General features: G+C 59.7%; 14 protein-coding genes and 1 pseudogene. 5 read left to right on the top strand and 10 right to left on the bottom strand.

Going from position 1 to position 23,990, the window contains the following annotated elements; translation table 11 throughout:
* Window positions 1-78 precede the first annotated feature (78 nt).
* Complete coding sequence (locus J4E63_RS18965; protein ID WP_207282962.1) at window positions 79-4,062, top strand: Ig-like domain-containing protein; 3,984 nt, start codon at window positions 79-81, stop codon at window positions 4,060-4,062.
* A 75-nt stretch (window positions 4,063-4,137) separates the two neighbouring features.
* Here the strand turns inward: J4E63_RS18965 and J4E63_RS18960 are convergent, their stop codons facing one another.
* The 8 genes and pseudogenes from J4E63_RS18960 to J4E63_RS18930 form a co-directional block, all read right to left on the bottom strand.
* Window positions 4,138-6,486 (bottom strand): autotransporter outer membrane beta-barrel domain-containing protein, encoded by a 2,349-nt coding sequence (locus J4E63_RS18960; RefSeq protein ID WP_207282961.1) that lies wholly within the window; start codon window positions 6,484-6,486, stop codon window positions 4,138-4,140.
* Window positions 6,487-6,733: 247 nt separating this feature from the next.
* Complete coding sequence (locus J4E63_RS18955; protein WP_207282960.1) at window positions 6,734-8,698, bottom strand: hypothetical protein; 1,965 nt, start codon at window positions 8,696-8,698, stop codon at window positions 6,734-6,736.
* Window positions 8,699-8,804: 106 nt separating this feature from the next.
* Window positions 8,805-10,763: a hypothetical protein gene (locus tag J4E63_RS18950; protein ID WP_207282959.1), complete on the bottom strand. Its 1,959-nt coding sequence runs from the start codon at window positions 10,761-10,763 to the stop codon at window positions 8,805-8,807.
* Between the two features lie 289 nt (window positions 10,764-11,052).
* Window positions 11,053-12,234, bottom strand: coding sequence for a pyridoxal phosphate-dependent aminotransferase (locus J4E63_RS18945; protein WP_207282958.1), 1,182 nt, complete (start codon window positions 12,232-12,234; stop codon window positions 11,053-11,055).
* A 41-nt stretch (window positions 12,235-12,275) separates the two neighbouring features.
* The gene (locus J4E63_RS31325) at window positions 12,276-13,139 is read right to left on the bottom strand and encodes a methyl-accepting chemotaxis protein (RefSeq protein WP_371919228.1); all 864 of its coding nucleotides are present in this window, start codon (window positions 13,137-13,139) and stop codon (window positions 12,276-12,278) included.
* A pseudogene (locus J4E63_RS31320) lies at window positions 13,131-13,901 on the bottom strand (MCP four helix bundle domain-containing protein); the annotation flags it as partial. The pseudogene J4E63_RS31320 and the gene J4E63_RS31325, both read right to left, overlap by 9 nt.
* 189 nt (window positions 13,902-14,090) lie before the next feature.
* Window positions 14,091-15,227: a glycerate kinase gene (locus tag J4E63_RS18935; protein WP_207282956.1), complete on the bottom strand. Its 1,137-nt coding sequence runs from the start codon at window positions 15,225-15,227 to the stop codon at window positions 14,091-14,093.
* Between the two features lie 283 nt (window positions 15,228-15,510).
* Window positions 15,511-16,635 (bottom strand): sugar diacid recognition domain-containing protein, encoded by a 1,125-nt coding sequence (locus J4E63_RS18930; protein ID WP_207282955.1) that lies wholly within the window; start codon window positions 16,633-16,635, stop codon window positions 15,511-15,513.
* 185 nt (window positions 16,636-16,820) lie between these two features.
* Here J4E63_RS18930 and J4E63_RS18925 point away from each other — a divergent pair, with 185 nt between their 5' ends.
* From J4E63_RS18925 to rarD, 3 genes are all read left to right on the top strand, one after another.
* A complete protein-coding gene (locus tag J4E63_RS18925; protein ID WP_207282954.1) occupies window positions 16,821-18,131 on the top strand; it encodes an MFS transporter in 1,311 nt (436 codons plus the stop codon).
* A gap of 194 nt (window positions 18,132-18,325) precedes the next feature.
* Window positions 18,326-19,339: an aldo/keto reductase gene (locus J4E63_RS18920; RefSeq protein ID WP_103310355.1), complete on the top strand. Its 1,014-nt coding sequence runs from the start codon at window positions 18,326-18,328 to the stop codon at window positions 19,337-19,339.
* A gap of 163 nt (window positions 19,340-19,502) precedes the next feature.
* Window positions 19,503-20,387: an EamA family transporter RarD gene (gene rarD / locus J4E63_RS18915; protein WP_207282953.1), complete on the top strand. Its 885-nt coding sequence runs from the start codon at window positions 19,503-19,505 to the stop codon at window positions 20,385-20,387.
* A 115-nt stretch (window positions 20,388-20,502) separates the two neighbouring features.
* On the opposite strand, the gene hppD is transcribed toward rarD, so the two are convergent.
* Window positions 20,503-21,579, bottom strand: coding sequence for a 4-hydroxyphenylpyruvate dioxygenase (gene hppD / locus J4E63_RS18910; RefSeq protein WP_072411540.1), 1,077 nt, complete (start codon window positions 21,577-21,579; stop codon window positions 20,503-20,505).
* A 250-nt stretch (window positions 21,580-21,829) separates the two neighbouring features.
* Entirely contained in the window at window positions 21,830-22,774 is a 945-nt protein-coding gene (locus J4E63_RS18905; protein WP_207282952.1) for a DMT family transporter, read from the bottom strand.
* Between the two features lie 222 nt (window positions 22,775-22,996).
* Here J4E63_RS18905 and J4E63_RS18900 point away from each other — a divergent pair, with 222 nt between their 5' ends.
* Window positions 22,997-23,860 carry a LysR family transcriptional regulator gene (locus J4E63_RS18900; RefSeq protein ID WP_192261043.1) on the top strand — a complete coding sequence of 288 codons (864 nt, stop codon included), beginning with the start codon at window positions 22,997-22,999 and terminating at the stop codon, window positions 23,858-23,860.
* Window positions 23,861-23,990: the final 130 nt, after the last annotated feature.

Genomic DNA, 23,990 nt, shown 5'->3' with positions numbered 1-23,990 from the left:
CTGTCAATCCTGACAGTTGGCAAATCCCCGACCGACTAGCAGATTAGGGTTCAGCCCCCCTCTCAATGGACACTCCTCATGACCCGGTTCATGCCCTGGCTGCTTCCTCCCCTGGCCCCTTCCCAAGCACCGCTGGAACTCAGGGGATTGTTCATTGCAGGTTGGACCAGTCCGGTAGCCGATGCTGACTTCGGAATCAACCGCAGCATTGTCTTCGACCTCGCCATCCCGCCCCAGACCGAAGACCCTCCCAAGGACGCACTCTGTGTCATCGACCCTTGGAACGATCAGAAGGAGGGCGACCATGTCGATGTCTACCTGAACGATGAAATCATCGCCCAGGAGACTGTCCCCGTCGGAGGGCTTAACAAGCGTCTGTTTTTGCCGCTGGCACACGAAAAAATCGTCCCCACCTGGGGCGAGAACTTCCACTTCAAGCTGACCCGCGTAGGCGAAACCGCGCCCAGCGACGGCTCGACACCCTGGCGCTTGCGAATCAAGCTGGATCGACCGGGCGGCAAGGATAGAGAACCTCACAACCCCGGCCATTCGGAGCTAAAGGCTCCGCTGCCCCCTCAGGATGTGATCGATAACGGGGTGGACGCCGGCTCCGCAAAGGACGGTTTCGACCTTGAGATCATGCACTATCCCGGTCGTGCGGCCCACGACACCATTCAGTTGGCCTGGGGTAGTGCTTTTGTATATCGCGAGATAACCCCGCAAGAGGCGGCTACGACCGACTCGATCTTCATCAGGATCGACCAGCACACCATCCTGGCTGGCGGAGACAGCGCCCGACTGCTGGTGCACTACATGGTGTTCGATCTGGTTTGGAACTATGCCGAAAAATATTCCCTGCGCACTTATGTGTCAGTAGACGCCGGCGCCGCGCGACTGTCCGCGCCCATTATCAAGGAAGCTTCCAACGGGGTTATCGATTTGCCGACCCTGGGCAAACAGCCCGTGACGATCCAGATTTTCGCGTCCGCACCCGATTTTGCCCTGAACGACACATTGCACATGAACTGGATCGGTACGCCAGTGATCGGCCTGCCCTTGGAAAACCGTCAATCCAAGATCATCGACAACCTGCCCGCCGTCTATGAGTTCGAGATTCCCAACGCTGAAATCCGTGCCCTGGCGGGCGGATCTGGCGACACCTTCTATACCCTGGAAAAAGCCAACGGTGATCCTCCCCTGTCGTCCAGACACGCCTTTGCCAGCGTCGAGGGGCAGCTATCCACCCTGCCCGCGCCGACACTTAGAGAACTGGTTGGGGACATACTCGAACCGGACCAGCCTTTCGCCACAGCGATCATCCATGCTTATCCGGGAATGAAGGATGGCGACCATCTCAAATTGGTCTGGTTGGGTGAAAAGGCCAACAACGCAGGCCCATACCTGCATGAAGACGAGCACATTGTCAGCAACAATGAAGTCGGCACGGACATTGTGATGTTCGTCCCCGGTGAGCACATCGAGGTCCTGCGGGGAGGCAGCCTGAAACTGAGCTACTGGGTCTCCAACGACGACGCAATCGTGTACGACGTCAGGGAGTCCGACATCCTCGATGCCTTGGTCCAGGTCATCCGTGCCGAACTCCCTGCGCCCCGGGTCGTTGAAGCGCCTGATGACAAACTGGATCCAGACATTCATACCGGCAGCGTGACACTGCGTATCGGTTACCTCGGCACCGCCCAAGGCGACATTCTCACCTACTACTGGCATGGCAACCCGGGAGATGGCAGCACCAGCGACTGGGTACCGATATCCCAAGCCAGCGCCGGCAAGGAACTGGACTTTACGATCCTGCGCAAGTACATCGAACCGAACATCAGCGACATCGTCCGGATTCGTTATGTCGTCCTGGAAAAACTCACCGGCCGGTATCGCTACTCGGGCTTGCTTGAGCTGGTCATCGGCGACCTGTTGGGCGAACTGCCCGTGCCAGTGGTAATCGAAGCCTTGCCCGCAGATGAGCTCGATCCGATGAATGCACTCGCCGGCGCCACGGTAGAGGTGCGATACGCAAGCATGGATCAGCCGCACAGGGTTCATTTGAATTGGCTGGGTACCCCCGGAGCGGGTACATCCGATGATCTGGAGTTGCCCGGCAGTACCACCGGCCGCGTTCTTTTCAACGTCCCGGCCTCGGTGGTCGGAGCCAATATCAACCGTAACGTGATGCTCGGTTATGAGGTGACGCACAAAGGCTTCGTCTTTCCTTCCGACACCCTGGCGCTGAAAGTATTGGCCTTCCAGGATCCGGAACAGCAGTTGCCCAAGCCACGGATTACCCAGGCAAACGACACGACGTTGGTGCTGAACCTGGCAACCTTCAACGGAAACGCCAACGTCATCCTTGGAAAATGGCCATTCATCGCCGCCAAACAACGCATCTGGTTTCGGCTCGAGGGCAACACTGGGATGGGAATGCCCTATTCCATTGCATTGCTGGACAGCCATGAACTGAACGACAACCAGGTCGCCAATGGCCTGAGCGAAGTGGCGTTGCGAACCGAGCTGGAACGACTCGGCCACAACACACCGTTAACCGTGGTATGCAAGGTGGGCTTCAGCGCCGAAACAGAAGAGATCTATGCGCTTACCTTTCCCCTGACCCGCTACACCTTCAAGACGCATCATGACTGGGTCGTTCCAGAGATCACCAGCGTCAGGGACTCCTGGGGCGAAGTGGGTGAAGGAGAAAACACCCTCGACAACCGCGTGACATTGAGGGGCACGGCGACACCCGACTCCAGTATCCAGCTCTATGACCGCGACGCTCCAGGAGCGATCGTGCCGGTAGACATCGACGGGGCCTGGTCGCATATCATGGCCTCGCTAAGCGTAAAATCTTACCGGCTCACCGCCCACGCCCTGGACGGCAGCGGCTTTGTTTCATCACCCCGTACTTTTTCCGTAGAAGCCGCCAACGCCCCTACCATTACCAGCATCAGTGACGTCTGGCGTGAGATTGCCCATGAAGGCTACACCGCTAATCGGCAAGTCACGGTGAAGGGCCAGGCCAATCCCAGACAAAATGTAAAAATCACGGGGGTTTCAACGCCGGCTCCAGAAGAGCCGACTGATGGAAACGGTGCTTGGAGCACCACCTTCAGCGCCTTGGCCCTGCAGCGTTATAGCGTGGTGGTCGAAGCGCTTTATGGCATAGGCGTCCCGCCCTCCGCACCGCGGTCATTCACGGTGACTGGTGTTGTCAATCCGATTATCAGCAGCGTTCGAGACTCCCGCGGCGAACTCAATAATGGCGCCACCACCACCGACAATCGGGTGGCCTTGAGCGGTAATGCCAGTGCCTATCAAGTCGTGCAGATACTGGGCACCACGACGACAGCCCCGGAAATCACAGCCGATGCCGGAGGTATCTGGCACCTGCCACAGTTAGCGGTAAGCCCTGGAAACTACAGCCTGACCGCCAAAGCCTTGTACGGCGACAACGTGCCCATTTCACAGCCGCGAACCTTTACCGTACGCGCGCCAACGCCACCGTTGAACTTCAATCAAAGCCCCGTCACCTTGAGTGGAGCGGCCTACATGCTCGTCGGGAGCGCCGCGCTGCCCAACTTCGGCGCCGGCACCTCGGTACGCCATATTGCCAGCGGCGGCACACCACCCTATTGGTACAGTTCCAGTAACCAGGCAGCCGCCGTGGTCGATCAATCCGGGCTGGTAACCGTTCGCCGCAATGGCAGCACGACCATCACCGTGACCGATTCGTCCACCCCAGCGCAGGCAAAAAGCTACAGCGTTACGGTGACAGGCGTCTGGCTGTGTCACAACCTCGGAGGCGGGCATTACCAGACGATTCGCAACGTCGCCGCTTCACGGGGCTTGAGCGTTCCAGACCTCGGTACGTTGAATACAATCAGCGCCGCCTACCGGGGACGCTGGCCTTGGGGGGGCGCCTACACCTGGTCCAGCAGCGTCAAGTTTCCACTGCCGCCGGTGTATATGTATGCGCTGACCATGTCCAACGGTGCGACATGGGGGTTATGGGACCTGAACCCGATCGGCACGGGCCTGGGCATCGGGCGGTAAGGTGAGCGGCTTCAAACGCAAAGAACCCTGCACTGCGGCAGGGTTCTTTGGGTGGTTTCCAGTCGGGTCCAGGGTTTACCAGCTGTAACGCAGCCCCACATTCGCGCCGAACGGCATTTCGATATGCTTGCCATTGGCATAATCGAAATCGGCATGCAGTTGCAGACGCTCGCTGAGCTGCGCAGCTACACCCGCGCCGAGCTCACCGCGCGACCCCGAAAGATCGTTATTGAATACGTTGTTATTGACTTGCACTTCGTTGTTCTTGGCAAACTCATGGGCCATCGCCAGCCGGACATAGGGCTGCAGCACGGTACCGTCGTCCAGCGTAAAATTACGTCCGCCGGTCATGCCGACCTTGCCGAGGAAAGAATGGGTGCGGTCGCCTTCGGCCTGCATACCATTATCCAAACCGTAATCCTGGCCCTGAATCACCACCGCGGAGAACTGGGTATAGGGTTCGATGAAATAGTCGTTGTCCAGCTTGATATGTCGTCCGAACTCCACCGAGCCGCCCAGGCCTGTGGTGTTGTAGGAGCCCTTGGCACGGCTGCTGTCACTCATCGAGACTTTCGCTTCATTATGAAAGCTGTTCAGCTTGAGCACACCGTCGAAGTAGTAGCCGGTGTCCGCGTCCAACCACGTCGTATAAGCCCCCACGTAGTAACTTTTCACAGTGCCTGAACTGCCGCGGCTCAAATCCAGATCAGAGTTGCTGTGGCCCGCCATCGCGCCGACGAGCCATTGTCCATCGCCCACGGGCAGCGGTGCGTCGGCCCCCAGGGAGAAGCCTTGCTGAGTCTGCTTGTAACCGGTGCCGGAAGCCGCATCCACATTGTACTTGTTGCCATAGGTACGGCCCCACGCCCCCGCTTTGCCTCCGTTGAAACGCAACTCACCCATGCGGCTGCGCAGGCTGTACAGCTCACCCAGCCAGACTGTCGGAGCGGTATTGAACAGGGCCATGACCGTACGGGTACCGGGGCTGACCGTCGCTGTCTCAGGATCGAGGAACCAATCGGTCCCCCCTGAACCATTCGCCGCGGAAACCAATTTATACGAGTAGGTCCCGACATCCACCTGATCGCCGGCCAAGCCAAAGGTAGCGTCGCCCGCCGCCGTCTGCACCAGGGTCAGCGCCTGTGCAGACGTGGGATCGACGCCGGAACCGTTCACCAGCAACGCGTGATTCCCGCTGGCAACGCCGGTGACATTGAGCACATCGTGTTGATTGGTGGCCCAGTCGACATCCATCTTGAAGGTTCCCTCGCCCGTCAGGGTGCCCACATTCAACCGATAGAACTCATCAGCACCGCCAAAGACCACCCTTCCCCCGCTCATGGCCAAGGCGCCAACCGTATTGTCGCCCGCCATTTCCCAGTCAGAACCGCTGTTGATGGTTACGCCGGAAACGTTGGTCAGGTTACCTTTGAAGAGCGAACCGTTGGCGAGCCTCAGGGTGCCGGTACTTCCGGACTCGACAATGAAATCCCCTTCCATGCGGCCCTGATCGAACCCCAGATTGACGGTGCTGTTTCCGGAGACATCGACATTGCCTTTGAGCACGACAGCGCCGCTATTGCTCACATTCATGTTCGCCGTGACACCGTCGACAGCCTCAAGCAAATTGCCATTGCCCGCGATGAGATTCGAGCCATTGGTCAGATTGATGTTGATCGCCGTGGAGGCGGCACCGGCAGGCACGACACGGATGGCTGCACCGTTTTTTCCTTCGACGGTCGTGCCATCGAGCAATACATTGCTTTCACGGGGAAGTGGCCGATTGCCCCGCAGATCGAGTCCATTCAAGCCACCGATAATCGTGCTGTTGGTAAATGTCGCATCGGCACTGAACAACCTGACGCCGTAGCTATCGGCGCCAGTACCTTCGATATGCGAGTTGCGGATATCCAGCGTGCTCAACGCCGAAGCAAAGGCTCCGCCTTCCGATCCTCTGATAACGCTGTCGGAGACCGTCGCCGACGATCCCACACCGAGGCTTTGCAACAAATGCAGGCCAATCCCGTTGGCATTGGTCACGCTGCTGTCGTTGATCGTTCCTTGACTGGCTTCCAGTCGCACGCCAGCGATGCTTCCGGTACTCGCGCCAGTCACCGTGGCACCATCAAGTGTCACTCGCGAACCGTTACTTGCCCATATCTGCTGGGTCGTACTACCGGGGCGGACATTAATTGCGGAGTTATTTGAAATAACATCCAATATGCTGGCGCCGTTCACATTGAGCGTGGACTCCTGAATGACCTGGTAGCGATCACTCGGGGTGCCAGGAGCAACGTCCCTGACTTCGCCATTTTCTACCAGGTCGGCCTGCACCGACGTGCTTACCAACATCGACAAGACAAGGGAACAAGACACCGGAGCCATACCGGACAACAGCAATCGTGTGGAATTCGAGGAATACATAGTGATGAACCTGAAGTAAGAGTGAACGTGCACTTCTTCAAGACTCAGCGGCAATCAAAGTGCAAGGCGGCCGCAGGATACTCAAATAACCACCTACGGCATGTAGGAAAAATCCCAAATACAAACAGGAAAAATCCCATAAACATACATCAACAGGAACTTCTCGATCGCTTGAATAAATAAACGGAAAGAAAAAAGCTGTGTTTTTCCTTTCCGCTTCCTCACATTTTTTAGGACCGAAGGAATATCAAGGGTTTATTGGACACAAACCAGCCGCGTCCTTCGAAGCGGCACGTATCGAAAGCGTGCCGGACAATGTAGTCGTGCCGACCACCACTGAGTAGTCGACTTTCAACGCCCCCCTTCGGCCTAGCAGATCGTCAAAATGAGTGGTCCTGGGCCCAACCGTCTCTATAAAGCCATCCTCCACTTGTGACGTGGTTAGTGAAGGAATGGTCTTTGTCCAAGGCGTTCCCACTGGCGTGACAGGTGGAAAATCGGAATATCCTTGTACGGTAATGTCCATTTGCTGACCTGCCGACAGCCTTGGATTTGGTGGAATATGCAACCGCAAGTTAGCGTCTGTACCGAGCCAGGACGAGCAATTGATCCACCAAACGGTCCCGACAAATCTGGCATCAGGAAACTCCGGTTCAGCCAGCCTGATCGGCACGGCTTCCTCGACATTCACTTCCGTAGGACGAGAAGGGGAAGGATTGTTATCACCGGTTATGCCGACCTCATACCACACATCAATGACAATACCCGGCACCTTCACGATCTCACTCCAAGGCACATCGAATACGACATCAGCGCCTACAGTAGTCGGCACGGGGGATACTTCAGCGACGTAATCGGGTAGATCGCCCCAGTACAGCCTTGCCCAGTCAACACCGGTCAGGCCCGGAGGTACCTGGAAAGTCGCCGTTGCATTAAATCCAACGTCGCTCAGCAACAACTTGTTATCTTCCGGCGCTGACCCACCTCCCTGGACAACCACCATTGGCAGAATGCTAGGGTCGATGACCTGGGATAAATCGACTTTGATGTTCAGCGCACTGTCAGCATCGTACGTGAGTTGGCCTCGTCTTATCTGATAAGTAACTGCCGTCGGTTTTTCGCCAGTCGCGGCACCATAATCCGGTACGATCAGTTCAGTATCGCTTACATCGATGATGATGGGATTTGTTGGATTAACTCCGACCTTGTGAGGAATACTAGCCGTATGTGTGCCCCACGTCAGGTAAATACGATCATTCTTTGCGGGGTTTGTATAGAGCGGCACCAGGGCCCGGACGCCCGTTCGAACATCGGCCAGATCAATCAATGTCTTGGCGTCTTCGGCCAGTGGCACTCTCAGGGGTCGGAACGGCGCAACAGGTAGGGGGAGGAGCAGCAAATGAGTTTCTAGAGGTACCGAATCTGGACCGACATTACCCACGATATCCTTCAGTTTAAATTTGAAAGCAATTAAACCATCTTCCTTGCCCGTCAAGAATACAACCGGGATCCAAACTATCCGATCGTTAGGAATCACATCATCGAATACTTTGTGCGGAACAATGTCTTCCTCCAACAGGATGTAAACCTCGATGGCGTCCTGATTACGTTGACCTGTGTAAGCAGGCACGATCAAAGGTACGCCTGTCCCACTGACACTATCCAGATAGGCCCTGGTCAACCCGCTGTCTTTAGCGACCTGATCTCTGAATTCCAAAGGGAGGGTGGATGCTTGATTATCATTTGGCGGGGTCTTATCGATAACGAATTCCGCTATATCAGAGTCCGAAATATCCCCCGAGGCAATCTCTACAGTGTACTTCAACTCGTAAGTCCCTTCGTCTGCAAAAGCGGAAGCGGTCACGGTGGTATCATATGGAAAGTCACCGGGAGCAAATGGCCCGGGAATATCATGTTCATCCGAAGGCTCTCCCCAATCTGTGCTCCCTTGGCGTCTGACGTAAATCCTGAGTATGTCTGTCTCGCCTGTTTGGGCAGGCTCTGGCCATTCCTCGACTTTTAGTGCAAGATCGGTTTCCTGCAGCGCCCGTGGTACATAGTTTGTGTATTCGGGATACCCTGGAAAATAGTCTGGAATAATTATCGGCTCCAAGGGATCCGCCAGTTGCTCGGCCCTCTCGTTTAAATACCAATTCACATAAGCCTGACGAGCCTCGGCAGAGGTTAGCGCGATCTTTTTCTGGTCATTCATTTTTTCAGCTCCGGTAGATATCAGTTAGATATATCCATGAATAGCTAAAATACTGACTACCCATTTCCTTTCCCAACGAGCCCGACATTAAACAGCTCGCAGACTTTCAATCCCCACGCCTTGCGGCGGCACATTGTTCTTCCGAAACGGTTTCAACGATCTTCAAATTTTCGGGTGCCGGAGACCTGCCAAACTGTCCATCCGCTTTGGTCAGTGTGTAATAGGCGCCCCACGATCCTCGCGACACCAGTTTTATGTAAGGATCGAAGGGCAGGATCCAGACGTCGACAAAACCGTCACGCATATGCTCAGGTTTTATCTCTTGCGGAAATTCGCCGTAGGTTTCCGCAATGGGATCGGTGGAATTGAATGCTCGATAGCCTTGCCAGAACACCAGGATCTGGTCGCCTGTTGCAAAATGACCGCTGTCGAATTTGATGCGGACCCTAATTCCCTCCCACGGTTTATCTTCGCAACCGATATAACCAAAGCCATCGGCATCTTCAAAAACCGGGGCAGGTAAATCATCGATAGTGGTGACCTGAACCCGCACATACGTATTTTCCGATTGCTGTTCATTCACCCCGTTACTGGTTGTGTAATAAACCGGCAATCGCGCGTTATTGGGTTCTGTATCAATCACGTCCCAAGGTACAGCGGAGAACGAAACTTCCGCACCTTCGACATCCCCTGTCTGCACGGTATAAGTGGCGACGGCTCCGCTGTATTGACCCCAATAGAGTTCAAGCACCTCCCCCGGATTGGGCGCCTCATACAGTTTCAGCTTCGGGATGACCGGAAAAGTACGGTCACTGGGCAGCAGCACATTGGGCACGCCGGAACCGCCGACAATATCGATGAGTGGTAAAAGCGGGTTGAGCAACGCCGGTGCGTTGGAATGGTCTTGCCCCGCGACCGTGAAATCGATGTTGATATCGGCCTCTTCCGAGGGACGCGAACCACCACTACGGATGAAGTTGTACCCCACCTTGACGACCGCGGGTCCTGGCCCATTGGCGATCAATACAGCCCATGGCACCGGTATGTTCAACGGAAGCACAGCGTCACGCGGGGGCAGCGCAACCCCACCCCACACCAGTTCGATCTGATCATCGGGTTGCAAGGGGGGGGGAATATTATTAACGATCGCCTCCACCTGCGCCCGCGCATCGGCCCGGTGCACGAGGTTATCATCGTCGTGCAACGGCACGGTGGGCGGCGGGAGCCGGCTGGGCCAAGGTATGAGTGAAACGGTCCCGGTGGCGGGCTTGGAATAGGTCAGCGTTTCGTTTCCGGCGCGATCCCGAATTTTATAAAAGGCATGGAACGTACCGTTCTGGTTCGGCGCACGAATGTCGTCGCCCTTCAAATCCACACGAATGTCGCCGGCATCGATCTCTGCCTGGAGAATCGTCTTCGTTGTGACAAAAGTCTCGGTGGGTGGATTTGTTGGCGACCAGAACAACTCCAGCACATCACGATCCGCCGCACCGGTATAAAGGGGCAACGGCAGGCGAAACTCGACCTTGTCATTGTTGTTCGCAAGATACTCTTCGGTGATCACGTTCCCCGGCAAATTACTGGGAAACAGTAATGCCTCAAGTTGTTTATCGTAACTGGGCGGCTGGCTATCAATCGTCACGAATCGATGTTCAGATGGCGCCCCCGAACCGTTAGGAATGACAACTTCGTACCAGACCTCGAAACGACCATCGGGTTGAAGAGCGTTTCTCGGTACTTCAAGTGGATAGGGAAACATATCCTCTGTAATGGGGCCAGGAAGTGTAACTGTTTGAACGGGCACGCCAGTCCTATTGTTGGGACGCTCCCAGTACAGTTCGACAATGTCTTCTTCACCGGCAATCGCAAACTCTGGCCATCGCTCAGGCACCCAAACCGGTAATGGTTGATTCTGCGAGCCCGTGGGAAGCAGTCCTTCCGGGTCGCTGTCGTCAATAACCAAGGGAATCGATAGTTTCTCCAGATCAGCCAATATCGGGCTTCTTTTCCTTATCAGAGGCCTTTCTCCTTCACCCGAGTCTTTGCCCTCTTTCGATTCGCTCACTTGCCACTCCAAACTCGCGATGATTGAGATTATTTGCACCGCATTCAATGATGCGTAGTTCACGTCGGGTCTACAGCAGAACCCAAGTGAATCTATTCGACTCTCTATCCAATCGATTGAATACTGTCAGAGTTGACAGGTGCGGATACCGTTCGTCGCCCTGGTAAGCAGCGAACGGCAAGATCCAAGCTCGGTAAATGAAAGCGCCTTGCACGCGAACATCACCCTTTCTGGATCAGGGACACTTTTTGATTACGCTAAGAATGCGCGTGTTGAGCGCTGTGAAACTTCAGCGCATTTGCAAAGACTGACCGGCACACGAGGCAATCCGCCTACACGCCTCCGCCAGTTTCACCTGATCGACCACCAACCCGATCCGAATATGCCCCGCCGCACTCGGCCCGAACGCCTCGCCAGCCAGTACCGACACGCCATACCCATCCAACAGCCGCTCGGCAAATGCCTGGGCGTCGAGGCCGGTCTGGCGCACATCGACCATCACGAACATCCCGCCATCGGGCCGCACCGGCTTGAGGCCCGGGCAGTCATCGAGCATGGCGCAGACCAGGTCGCGGCGCTGGCGATATTCCTCGTGCATCTGCGCCACCTCAGGCAGAGCCTGCTCCAGCGCGACTTGGGCGGCGCGTTGCACGAAATCCGGCAAGCCGAACAGCATGCACAGCGACAGGTTCGCCAAGTGCCCGGCCAACGCCTGCGGCCCGATGACCCAACCGATGCGCCAGCCGGTCATGGCGTGGGATTTGGACAGGCTGTTGATCGTCGCGGTGCGCTCGGCCATGCCCGGCAGGCTGGCCGGGCTGATGTGTTCGCCTTCGTAGATCAGGTCGCTGTAGACCTCGTCACTGATCAGCCACAGGTCATGTTCGATGCACAACCGTGCCAAGGCTTGCCAGGTGGACATCGGCAGGCTGGCGCCGGACGGGTTGTTCGGGCTGTTGAGCAGCATCGCCCGAGTACGCGGGGTCACAAGACGGGCAACGTCCGCCGGTTCGACCCGAAAACCGTTCTCCGGGCGGACCGCCACCGGCACCACTTTTGCCCCGCAGGCACCGAACACCGCTTCGTAGGTGACATACATCGGCTCAGCAACGATGACTTCGTCGCCTGCGTTGAGCAGGCATTGCGCGACCGCGTACACCGCGCATTGCGCCCCCGGCAGCACAACCACATGTTCGGCGCCTACGCCTTGGCCGCAGCGCAGGCGGTGACGCCGGGCAATGCTGGAACGCAGGGTGTGCAGGCCGCGGATGTCCGAATAATGAGTGTCGCCAGCCCGCAGGCTGCCCACCGCCGCATCGACGATGGCCCGTGGCGTGTCAAAGTCCGGGTCGCCCACCGACAACAGCAACACGTCCATGCCCTGTTCGCGCATGGCCAGCGCCCGGTCGTGAATATCCCAGGCAGCGGCACCGTCACCGGTGATGCGTTGGGTCAAGGCTGAAAAGCGCATGTACGTCTCCTGGTTGCGCGGAATCCAGCCTCAACCCTATCTCAAATCACAAACCGCGCCACCATCGCATTCAAACCCACCGCCAGGCGCGACAGTTCATGAGTGGCGTCGCTGGTCTGTTTCGCGCCGCTGGCCGATTGCGTAGCCAGGTCGCGGATGTTCACCAGGTTGCGGTCCACTTCGCGGGAGACCTGGGCCTGTTCTTCCGAGGCGCTGGCGATCACCAGGTTGCGTTCGTTGATCTGGTGGATCGACTGGGTGATCTGCTCCAGGGCCACGCCAGCGGCCCGGGCCATCTCCAGGGTGCTTTGGGTGCGCTGGTTGCTCTGCTGCATCGATTGCACGGCCTGGCCGGTACCGTTCTGGATACCGGCGACCATTTTTTCGATTTCCTGGGTCGATTGGGCAGTGCGATGGGCCAGGGCCCGGACTTCATCGGCCACCACCGCGAAGCCGCGTCCGGCTTCTCCGGCACGGGCGGCTTCGATGGCCGCGTTCAGCGCCAGCAGGTTGGTCTGTTCGGCGATGGCGCGGATCACGTCCAGTACCTTGCCAATGTCCCGGCCCTGGACCGCCAGGCCTTCTATCATCGAAGCGGTGGCTTGCACGTCGTGGGTCATGGTCTGGATCGCATCGACGGTTTCCACCACCCGCGAGCGCCCCTCCTGGGCCGCCTGGGTCGACTGGTTCGAAGCTTCGGAAGTGGACACCGCGTTGCGGGCGACCTCCTCGACGGCGGCGGTCATCTCGTTGACGGCAGTGGCGGCCTGTTCGATTTCATTGTGCTGCTGTTGCAGGCCGCGGGAGGATTCCTGGGTGACCGCGCTCAGTTCTTCGGCCGCCGCTCCCAATTGGCTGGCGGAGCCGGCGATCTGCTCGATGGTCTGGCGCAGGCTGCCTTGCATCGCGGCCAAGGCCTGGAGCAAGCGACCGGGTTCATCCTTGCCATCAACCGCGATGACCTGGACCAGGTTGCCACTGGCAATGATCCGGGCGGCCTCCAATGCCCGGTTGAGTGGCGCGACGATGCTGCGGGTCAGCAGCAAGGCCAACACGACCGTGGCCAGCGCGGCAATGAGCGAAACGACGATGATGCCGGTGATGGCGCTGTTGTAATGCTCGCCGGCCAGGGCCGATGCCTCACCGGCACTGGCTATGTTGAGGGCAATGAGCTTATTGAGCTGCTCGCCCATCAGATCGGTGCCTTCCTTGATCCGCGTATTGATGTGGGTACGCAGTTCGTCAGTCTTGTTCTGGCGCGACAACTCGAGCATTTCTTTCTGGGCTTGCAGATATTTGTCGAGAGTCGCCGAAAAGATTTTGTACAGCTCAGCCTCTTGCGGCGAGGCCGGCAACGCGGCGTAGCTGCTATTGGCCTTGTTCAGTTTTTCCACCAGTACACCGATGCGGCCCTCGGCCTCTGCCAGACTGGCCGGGTCGCGGTTGACCAGGATCCGGAACGAAAGAATGCGCATGCGCAACACGCTTTCCAAGACATTGGCCAGGTAGCCGACGCTGGGCACTTGGGTCTGCTCCATGTCCAGCGAAGCCTGGCGGATGACTGACATGCGATTGGCGGCGAATACGCCGAGGATAACGACGAGCAACGCGATGACGGTGAAGCCCAGAAAAGCCCGGGGAGCGATGTTCAAGCTGCGTAGAGACATGGGAAGACCTCGTTGTGATGGGGTCGAGCATCCATGCCGCCAGCGTACGGGTTGGAATAATTGTGTGTACGCCTGAGTGGTTATCGGCCGGGCTCCAGGCTTTTTGCAGGGGAATGTAAAAAAATATTTCACGAGGCTTCCGTGGCGAGAGAGCTTGTTCCCTCGCCACAGGTGTATGCGCGACCGGCTTTATCGGCGCGCCACCCGCCACAGCCGGGCGATGTCCTGGGCGCGCTCGCTCAGCAGGCGCGGGGCGTCGACGCAGGCTTGCTGCAAGGTCATCGGCCCGTTGGCCAGGGCGAAGGCGGCGTCGATACCGTGTTCGTACAGCGCCTGGTAGCCCTCCCCCAGCGTGCCGGCAATGACCACCACCGGTACGCCCTGCTGGCGGGCGATGCGGGCCACGCCGAAGGGGGTCTTGCCGCGCAGGGTCTGGGCGTCGAAACGGCCTTCGCCGGTGATCACCAGGTCGGCACCGCTGACCGCCTCGGCCAGCCCGGTCAATTGGGCGACGACGTCCACGCCGGTCCGGAACTGCGCCCCCAGGAATGCCTTGGCCGCGAAACCCAGGCCGCCAGCGGCACCGCTGCCCGGTTCGTCGCGTACATCCCGGCCCAGCGCCTGGGCACAATGGTCGGCGAAATGCCCCAGGGCCCGGTCCAGGTCCTGCACCTGCTGGGCGGAGGCGCCCTTCTGTGGCCCGAAGACCGCAGAAGCGCCATGGGGCCCGCACAACGGGTTATCGACATCGGCGGCGATCTCGAAACTGACCTGGGCCAAGCGCGGGTCCAGGTCGCCCAGGTCGATGCGTGAAAGGTGCGCCAGGGCTTGGCCACCGGGCACCAGGGGTTGCTCGTGTTCATCCAGCAGCGCCACGCCCAGGGCCTGCATCGCGCCGGCACCGCCATCGTTGGTGGCACTGCCGCCGATGGCCAGGATCACCCGCCCGGCCCCTTCGTCCAAGGCGGCACGGATCAACTCGCCGGTGCCGTAGGTGCTGCTGGAACAGGCATCGCGCTGTTCCGGTGGCACGAGCTGCAAGCCACTGGCCTCGGCCATCTCGATGATCGCAGTGCGGCTGTCGGCCAACCAGCCCCAGCGAGACTCGACGGAAGTGCCCAGGGGACCGCGGACCCAGGTGTGACGCCACTCGCCGTTGCAGGCGGCCAGCACAGACTCCACCGTCCCCTCGCCGCCGTCGGCCATTGGGCACTTGACCAACTGGGCATCCGGCCAGACCTGGGCCAGCCCCTGGGCAATGGCATCGGCGACGCCCTGGGCGCTGAGGCTGTCCTTGAACGAGTCGGGGGCGATGATTATTTTCATATTATTCTCCGGTTCCGATGCACAGCATGCTGCCAGTTGACCGCAGCCGTGACGCCGGTCCACCGCACAAAAGACACCGGGCATTATTGTTCAATTTCACAAATACCGGTTTTCCAGGAATATTCAGGTTGAAGCTGCCGGCCTCATCGCGAGCAGGCTCGCTCCCACAGAGGTAGTGCCGCAGATCAAACTGTGGGAGCGAGCTTGCTCGCGATAGCGGTGTGTCAGCTTGCATAGGTGTTGGATGTGACACCGTCATCGCGAGCAAGCTCGCTCCCACAGGTTATGGGGTGATCTCGGCGGCCTGGGGCAACAGTTGCACCCCCAGGTACAACGCCAGCATCCCATCCAGCCGCAACGGATCCACGCCGCTGAGTTCGGCGATGCGTTCCATGCGGTAGCGCAGGCTGTTGCGGTGGATGCCCAGGGCTTCGGCGCAGGCTTGGCTCTGGCCGTCGTGCTCGCACCAACTGCGTAGGGTGGCGAGCAACTGGCCGTTGCTGTCCTTGGCGATGACCTTGCGCAGCGGGGTCAGCAATTCATCCAGGGCGTCGTCGCTGCGATGACGCCAGAGCATCACCGGCAAGCGATAACGGTTGAGGGTCAGCATTCGCGACTGCGGCAACACATCGCGCCCGTAGGCCAACAGGTCCCCGACCCGTCGGTAGCAACGACGCAGGCCCGCGAGCCCTTCGGCCTGGCCGCCCACCGCCACGCGCAGAATGCTCCAGCCCAACCCGTCGAGCCTGGCCAGCAGGCGCTCGTTCTCTACCGAGGCGGTCACCGGCCGGCACCAGAGCAGGGAAGACTTGGACGATGTCAGGCACCAACTGTCCGGGTAGCGGGACATCAACCACGCGCTCAGCGTCTCGACAGTCTGGCCGGGCCCGTGCTCCAGGCCCAGTTCGAACAGATACGGCACCCGTGAGAGTTGCGGCTTGAGGCCCATCTGCCGCGCTTCGTCCAGTAAGCGTGGCGAATCCCCGGCGTCCCCCAGCAGCAACGCCAACAAGTCATCGCAACGCTGGCGGCGCCATTGCTGCTCGGCCTGTTGGTTGCGCTGGCCCACCAGCATCTCGGCGGTCATGCGCACCAGTTCGGCATAGGTACGCAGTTGCGCAGGCTCGCCGGTGATGCCCAGGACGCCGATCAGCCGTTGATCGAGCATCAACGGCAAGTTGATCCCCGGCTGCACGCCCTTGAGGTGCATCGCGGTGTGCTCGTCGATTTCCACCACCCGCCCGTTGGCCAGGACCAGTTGCGCGCCCTCATGGCGCGTATTGACCCGATCGCGCTCGCCACTGCCGAGGATCAGGCCCTGGTTGTCCATGACATTGACGTTGTACGGCAGGATCGCCATCGCCCGGTCGACGATGTCCTGTGCCAGGTCGTGATCGAGTTCGAACATGGGCAGTGTTCCTTGCAGAGGGCATGAATTGTTGTTTCAGGCATGGGTTTGGTCAGGCGCACAGGGCCTGCATTCAAACCCTGTGCTCAAGCACAAAGACACGGGACCTTGAGCTGGCCGAGACTCAAGGGGCGGTCAACGTTACCCCCTGGCTCGCAAAAATCATAATAAAGAGAGACCTCGCCATGTCCCAGAGCGCAGCAGCCCTCCTGGCTACCCCCGACGAAAAAAATACCGTCTACAAGCGCATCACCCTGCGCTTGATCCCGTTCATTTTCATCTGCTACCTGTTCAACTACCTGGACCGGGTCAACGTTGGCTTCGCCAAGTTGCAGATGCTCGACGCCTTGAAATTCAGCGAAACCGTGTACGGCCTCGGTGCCGGGATCTTCTTCATCGGCTACGTACTGTGTGGCGTACCGAGCAACCTGGCCCTGACCCGGTTCGGCCCCCGGCGCTGGATCGCCTTGATGATGATCACCTGGGGCACGCTGTCGACCTGCCTGCTGTTCGTCACCACCCCCACCGAGTTCTATACCCTGCGGCTGTTCACGGGTGCGGCCGAAGCCGGATTCTTTCCTGGCGTGGTGCTGTACCTCTCGCAATGGTTCCCGACGTTCCGCCGCGGTCGGATCATGGCCTTGTTCATGTCGGCCATTCCGGTGTCCGGCCTGTTGGGCAGCCCGTTTTCCGGGTGGATACTCAACCACTTCGCCGCGGGCCAGGGCGGCCTGGCGGGTTGGCAGTGGATGTTCCTGCTGCAAGGCATCCCGACGGTGATCCTCGGCGCTCTGGCGTTCTTCCTGCTCAGCGACACCTTCGCCAACGCCAAATGGCTGACCGCCGAGGAACGCGCCGTGCTCACCGCCGACCATGCCGAAGACCTGGCCAACAAGCCAAAAAGCACCACCGACTCGTTGCTCGCGGTGTTCAAGAACCCGGCGATCTGGGCCTTCGGCCTGGTGTACTTCTGCATCCAGAGCGGCGTTTATGCGATCAACTTCTGGCTGCCGTCGATCATCAAGAACCTGGGTTTCAGCGATAACCTGGTGATTGGCTGGCTGAGTGCGATCCCTTACCTGCTGGCAGCGGTGTTCATGTTGCTGGTGGGCCGCTCGGCGGACTTGCACAAGGAGCGTCGCTGGCACTTGGTGGTGCCGATGCTGATGGGCGCCGTCGGGCTGCTGATCGCCGTCAACTTCGCCACCACCCCGGCCATCGCCATCATCGGCCTGTCCATCGCCACCATGGGCGCCCTCACCGGCCTGCCGATGTTCTGGCCGGTGCCCACCGCCCTGCTCAGCGCCGGAGCCGCCGCCGGTGGCTTGGCCTTGATCAACTCCATGGGCCAGATGGCCGGTTTCCTCAGCCCGTACCTGGTGGGTTGGGTCAAGGACGCCACCGGCTCGACCGACGCGGCGCTGTACCTGCTCGCCGGGGTGATCGTGTGTGGCAGCCTGCTGGCGCTGCGCATGACCCGCACCTTGCGCACCTGACGCCCTTTTTTCCCTGTGGGAGCGAGCTTGCTCGCGATAACGCCGGATCAGTCGGCATTGATGTTGACTGTTCGACCGCCATCGCGAGCAAGCTCGCTCCCACAGGGATTCAGCGGTGTTTGAGAATTCTGTTTGATCCGTGCGGTGGTTCTGGGGTTTGATTGAGCCTTTCCCATGGATGAAAGGATCTTGTCATGAGCTACCGCACGCTAGGCCATTCCGGGTTGCAAGTCTCGACGTTGACCCTGGGCACGATGATGTTCGGCGAACAGACCAGCACCGAGGATTCGCTGCGGATCATCGACAAGGCCTGGGACCAGGGCATCAATTTCATCGACACCGCGGACGTCTACACCAACGGTCGCTCCGAGGAAATCGTCGGCGAGGCGATCGCCCGTCACCGCCATGAATGGGTGCTGGCCACCAAGGTCGGCTTCGGCCCGCCGGACGGCGTGCCCAACCGCAGCGGCCTGAGCCGCAAGCACCTGTTCAATGGCATCGAGGCCAGCCTGACGCGCCTGGGCACCGATTACCTGGACATCTATTACCTGCACCGCGAAGACCACAACACCCCGCTGCACGTCACCGTGTCGGCCATCGGCGACTTGATTCGCCAGGGCAAGATCCGCTATTGGGGCCTGTCGAACTACCGTGGCTGGCGCATCGCCGAAGTGATCCGGATCGCCGACAGCCTGGGCATCGACCGCCCAGTGATCAGCCAACCGCTGTACAACATCGTCAACCGCCAGGCGGAAACCGAGCAGATCACCGCCGCGCAGAACTACGGCCTCGGCGTGGTGCCGTTCAGCCCGCTGGCCCGCGGCGTACTCAGCGGCAAGTACGCGCCGGATGTGGCACCGGACGCCAACAGCCGTGCCGGCCGCCAGGACAAACGCATCCTGGAAACCGAATGGCGGGTCGAGTCCCTGCGCATTGCCCAGCAGATCCTGCAATACACCCAGGGCCGGGGCGTGGGTATCGTCGAGTTCGCCATCGCCTGGGTGCTGAACAACAGCGCCGTGACTTCGGCCATCGTCGGGCCGCGCACCGAGGAGCAGTGGGATTCGTACACCAAGGCACAGGCAGTGAAGATCAGCGCGGAAGATGAAGCCTTCATCGATTCGCTGGTGACGCCGGGGCATGCGTCGACGCCGGGGTTCAATGATGTGAGTCATTTCGTGCCGGGGCGAGTGCCGCGTACGTCATAATCATTCATAGAACAAGAACGTGGCGAGGGAGCTTGCTCCCGCTGGGCCGCGCAGCGGACCCTTCAGTTGCGGCCGCTTCGCAGCCGAGCGGGAGCAAGCTCCCTCTCCACAACTACCCTCCTCACCACAACGGTGTTCCTGCCCATCAAAATAAGAGGCCTCAGTGTCCAAAGGCATCGCTCTATCGGTCTCGGCCTCTGCGCTGTTCGCCGTCATGTACTACTACACCTCATTGCTCTCACCCCTGAGCGGCGTGGAGATCTTCGGTTGGCGCATGCTGCTGACGATGCCATGCATGACCGCCTTCCTGCTGGTGACGCGGGACTGGCACCTGGTCACGGCGCTGATCCAACGCCTGGTTGCCACGCCACGGCTATTGATCGCGGCGATCGTCTCTTCGGCCCTGATGGGCGCGCAGCTGTGGCTGTTCATGTGGGCGCCGCTCAATGGCTACAGCCTGGACGTGTCGCTGGGGTACTTCCTGTTGCCGCTGTCGATGGTCCTGACCGGGCGCATCGTCTATGGCGAGCGCCTGTCCTACCTGCAGAAAGTCGCCGTGTTCTTCGCCACCCTTGGCGTGTTCAACGAGTTCTACCGGGTGGGCGGTTTTTCCTGGGCAACCTTGCTGGTGGTGATCGGCTACCCGATCTATTTCATCCTGCGCAAACGCATCAAGACCGACAACCTCGGCGGGCTCTGGCTGGACATGACCCTGATGCTGCCCGTGGCGCTGTGGTTCGTGCAAAGCGGTGAACAGGGTTTCAACGTGTTCGATCAATACCCGCGGCTGTCGCTGCTGATCCCGTTGCTCGGGGTGATCAGCGTCAGCGCGCTGGTGTCTTATATCGTCGCCAGCCGGCTGCTGCCGTTCAGCCTGTTCGGCTTGTTGAGTTACGTCGAGCCGGTCTTGCTGCTGGGCGTTGCGCTGCTGTTGGGCGAAAGCATCAAGGCCGGTGAGTGGCTGACCTACATCCCCATCTGGATGGCCGTGGCGGTGTTGGTGTTCGAAGGCTTCAAGCACCTGGTGCGGCAGCGGCGCAGGGGCTGAAGTCAACGCGAGCCCTGTGGGAGCGAGCTTGCTCGCTCCCACAGTTTGGCTTTGTATCGGCAATAAAAAGCCCGCCCGACATCACTGCCGGGCGGGCTTTTTCATGGGTCAGATGTTACTCGGTCGCCAGCACACCACGACGCACCTGGTCACGCTCGATGGACTCGAACAGCGCCTTGAAGTTGCCTTCGCCAAAGCCGTCGTCGCCCTTGCGCTGGATGAATTCGAAGAACACCGGCCCCATCAGGGTTTCCGAGAAGATCTGCAGCAGCAGGCGCTTATCACCCTGTTCGGAAGCACCATCGAGCAAAATGCCCCGCGATTGCAGTTCATCCACCGGCTCGCCGTGGTTCGGCAGACGGCCTTCGAGCATTTCGTAGTAGGTGTCCGGCGGCGCGGTCATGAAGCGCATGCCGATGCTTTTCAAGTGGTCCCAGGTTTTGATCAGGTCATCGGTGAGGAAAGCCACGTGCTGGATGCCTTCGCCGTTGAACTGCATCAGGAACTCTTCGATTTGCCCGGCGCCCTTGGACGACTCTTCGTTCAACGGGATGCGGATCATGCCATCCGGGGCGGTCATGGCCTTGGAGGTCAGGCCGGTGTATTCGCCCTTGATGTCGAAGTAACGGATCTCGCGGAAGTTGAACAACTTCTCGTAGAAGCCGGCCCAGTAGGCCATGCGCCCGCGGTAGACGTTGTGGGTCAGGTGATCGATGATTTTCAGGCCCGCACCCACCGGGTTGCGGTCCACACCTTCGAGGAACACGAAATCGATGTCATAGATCGAGCTGCCCTCGCCAAAACGGTCGATCAGGTACAGCGGCGCGCCGCCGATGCCCTTGATGGCCGGCAGGTTCAGCTCCATCGGGCCGGTCTCGATGTGGATCGGCTGGGCGCCGAGTTCCAGGGCGCGCTTGTAGGCCAGTTGCGAATCCTTGACCCGGAACGCCATGCCGCACACCGACGGGCCGTGCTCGGCGGCAAAGTACGAGGCCACGCTGTGGGGTTCGTTGTTGAGAATCAGGTTGATCGCGCCCTGGCGATACAGGTGCACATCCTTGGAGCGGTGAGTGGCCACCTTGGTGAAGCCCATGATCTCGAAGATCGGCTCCAGGGTGTTGGGGGTCGGGGATGCGAATTCAATGAATTCGAAGCCCATCAGGCCCATGGGGTTTTCGTATAGATCTGCCATGTCGGCGCCTCATCATTCTGGTCAATTAACAAAAAACGTTAGTTGCAGGCAATGCTGGAGACACGGGGCGGCGCGCAGGAAATGCCACGAACGCTGCGGGCGAGGAAATCGCCGTAGATCAGTTGAAACCCAAGTATCTTCATTGTCGACCCAAGGCTCTTGCGGGCGAGGCTTCTGCTGCCAGAAGACGTTATTCTTATATGCGTAAATCGATTCTACACAGCGTAACCGGATTTGTCCGCCTTCTGTATCAAATCGCCTTTTCCTTCGACCGCGCAAGGGGTTTGTTGCACAGGAAAATACCCACCAGGATCACGCCCCCGCCGACGCACATCAAGGCCGTGAGCCGTTCGTCCAGCAGCAGCGCCCCCAGCAGCACCGCCGTCAGAGGGTTGAGCGCGATGAATACGCCAGAGCGGGTCGCGCCGATCCGGCGAATGCCGTCATACCAGGCGATATAGGCCAGGGCCGAGCCCAGCACGCCGAGGTACAACAGGCTCAGCCATTGCTCCATGTCCAGCGCGCGCAGGGCATCGAGCCGAACCTCGCCCGCCGCCGCGCAGGTCAGCCACAACATCAGCGTGCCCAGCAGAATCGACCAGGTCACGGTCTGCAAGGGGCCGAGGCTGTCATTGAGTTTTTTCGAAAACAGCGAATAGATGCCCCAGCCCAGCACGCAGCCAAAAATCAACAGGTCGCCGATCCAGCCTTGCGCCGCGCCTTGTAGCAAGGACGGATCACGACTGACAATCACCAACCCCGCCCCGCCGATGCACAGCACGATGCCCGTCACTTTCAGGCGGCTCAGCCGCTCCTTGAACAGCCACCAGGACGCCAGCCCGATCACCGCCGGGTTCAAGGCCACGATCAGCGAAGCCCGCGACGCATTGATGTACTGCAAGCCATAGAAGAAGCACAGGTTGTAGAAAAAGATGCCGAAGAACCCCAGCGCCGCCAATTGCAGCCCCTGCTTCACAGTGGGCCTGGCCAGCGGGATCCCGGCCAGGGCGAGAAACGCCAGCAGCGCGAGACTCGCCAGCAGGAACCGCAGGCTCGCGGCAAACATCGGCGCCAGGGCATCGGCAAGAATCCGGCCGGCCACGAAGGTCCCGCCCCAGATCATGGTGACCATGGCGAGCTTCAGGTAGACGGGCAGGTCCGACGGGATCGGGACGGTTTGTTCGAGGGTTTTCATGGTTTCACCACATTGAGATCAATCGGACATCCGTGGCGAGGGAGCTTGCTCCCGCTGGACCGCGCAGCGTGCCTCTTGCTGATTGAGCCAGAAGGGCTGCTTCGCAGCCCAACGGGAGCAAGCTCCCTCGCCACAGAAAATGCCTGGACCGCGGTTCCGTGCACGGTTGAGATGTCGCATTGTTTGCCTCATGCTTTGTCATCGTAAAATGAGCGATCACTCATGACCCTCACTCAACTCGAAATCTTCTCCCTGGTCGCCGAGCTGCGGGGTTTCACCGCCGCGGCCACGCGCTTGGGCATTGGCCAGTCCGCGGTGTCCCACGCCATCAAATCCCTGGAACAAGAGTTGGGCGTGGAGTTGCTCAGGCGCCATCAGTCGGTGGTGGAGCTCAGCGACATTGGCCAGCAGTTGCTGCTGCGGGCCCGGGCCATGCTCGGGCTGGCCAACACCTTGCGTCAGGAAGCCGCCGATGCCCGGGGCATGCGCCGAGGCACCTTGCGCATCGGCTCGTTCGGGCCGACGTCATCGATGAAACTGTTGCCCGGGATCCTGCGGCGCTATCGAGCCTTGCATCCCGGGATCGAAGTGCACATCGACGAAGGGCCCGACAGGCAGGTCATCCAATGGCTGGACGAACGGCGGATCGACGTCGGTTTCGTGGTGCTGCCCGAGGAGCGTTTCGATACGTTCGCGTTGCTGGAAGATCAGATGGTCGCCCTGCTGCCCGCCTCACATCCCCTCGCCGCCCAGGCCAGCCTGAGCCTCAAGGACCTGTGCAACGACCCCTTCGTGCACACCGAGGCCGGATCGTCGGAGCTGGTCACGCGCCTGTTCAATGCCGCCCGGCTGACACCGAACGTGCGCTTTCGTTGTTCGCAGTTGCTCAGCACCCTGGATGTCGTCAGGCGTGGCGAGGCGGTGAGCGTGGTGTCCGAAGGGTCGTTGCCGGACGATGGAAATCCCGGTTACGTCGCCCGGCCCCTGTCGCCGCGGGTGCCGCGCCAGATCGGCCTGGCGGTATTGGACAGCCGCCAGGCCTCGCCCGCCACCCTGGCGTTCATCGAACTGGCTCGACAGTCATGAACCTCTCTGGGGGCCTAGCTCGCTCGCGATGGCGGCGAGTCAGTTTGCATCGAGGTTGAATGTCACGACGTCATCGCGAGCGAGCTCGCTCCCACAGGTATGGGCGTGAACGCTGCAGGCTCCCTGTGGG

This window comes from Pseudomonas sp. FW300-N2F2 (genome assembly GCF_017351655.1).
Taxonomy (GTDB): domain Bacteria; phylum Pseudomonadota; class Gammaproteobacteria; order Pseudomonadales; family Pseudomonadaceae; genus Aquipseudomonas; species Aquipseudomonas fluorescens_AA.
The sequence above is the reverse complement of the archived record's forward strand: the minus strand, read 5'-3'. Positions and strand labels throughout refer to the sequence as shown.

Excerpts from the sequence above, each read along its gene's own strand:
- J4E63_RS18965 (WP_207282962.1), top strand. The coding sequence starts at position 79 with ATGACCCGGTTCATGCCCTGGCTGCTTCCTCCCCTGGCCCCTTCCCAA.
- J4E63_RS18960 (WP_207282961.1), bottom strand. The coding sequence starts at position 6,486 with ATGTATTCCTCGAATTCCACACGATTGCTGTTGTCCGGTATGGCTCCG.
- J4E63_RS18955 (WP_207282960.1), bottom strand. The coding sequence starts at position 8,698 with ATGAATGACCAGAAAAAGATCGCGCTAACCTCTGCCGAGGCTCGTCAG.
- J4E63_RS18945 (WP_207282958.1), bottom strand. The coding sequence starts at position 12,234 with ATGCGCTTTTCAGCCTTGACCCAACGCATCACCGGTGACGGTGCCGCT.
- J4E63_RS31325 (WP_371919228.1), bottom strand. The coding sequence starts at position 13,139 with ATGCAAGGCAGCCTGCGCCAGACCATCGAGCAGATCGCCGGCTCCGCC.
- J4E63_RS18935 (WP_207282956.1), bottom strand. The coding sequence starts at position 15,227 with ATGAAAATAATCATCGCCCCCGACTCGTTCAAGGACAGCCTCAGCGCC.
- J4E63_RS18930 (WP_207282955.1), bottom strand. The coding sequence starts at position 16,635 with ATGTTCGAACTCGATCACGACCTGGCACAGGACATCGTCGACCGGGCG.
- J4E63_RS18925 (WP_207282954.1), top strand. The coding sequence starts at position 16,821 with ATGTCCCAGAGCGCAGCAGCCCTCCTGGCTACCCCCGACGAAAAAAAT.
- J4E63_RS18920 (WP_103310355.1), top strand. The coding sequence starts at position 18,326 with ATGAGCTACCGCACGCTAGGCCATTCCGGGTTGCAAGTCTCGACGTTG.
- hppD (WP_072411540.1), bottom strand. The coding sequence starts at position 21,579 with ATGGCAGATCTATACGAAAACCCCATGGGCCTGATGGGCTTCGAATTC.
- J4E63_RS18905 (WP_207282952.1), bottom strand. The coding sequence starts at position 22,774 with ATGAAAACCCTCGAACAAACCGTCCCGATCCCGTCGGACCTGCCCGTC.
- J4E63_RS18900 (WP_192261043.1), top strand. The coding sequence starts at position 22,997 with ATGACCCTCACTCAACTCGAAATCTTCTCCCTGGTCGCCGAGCTGCGG.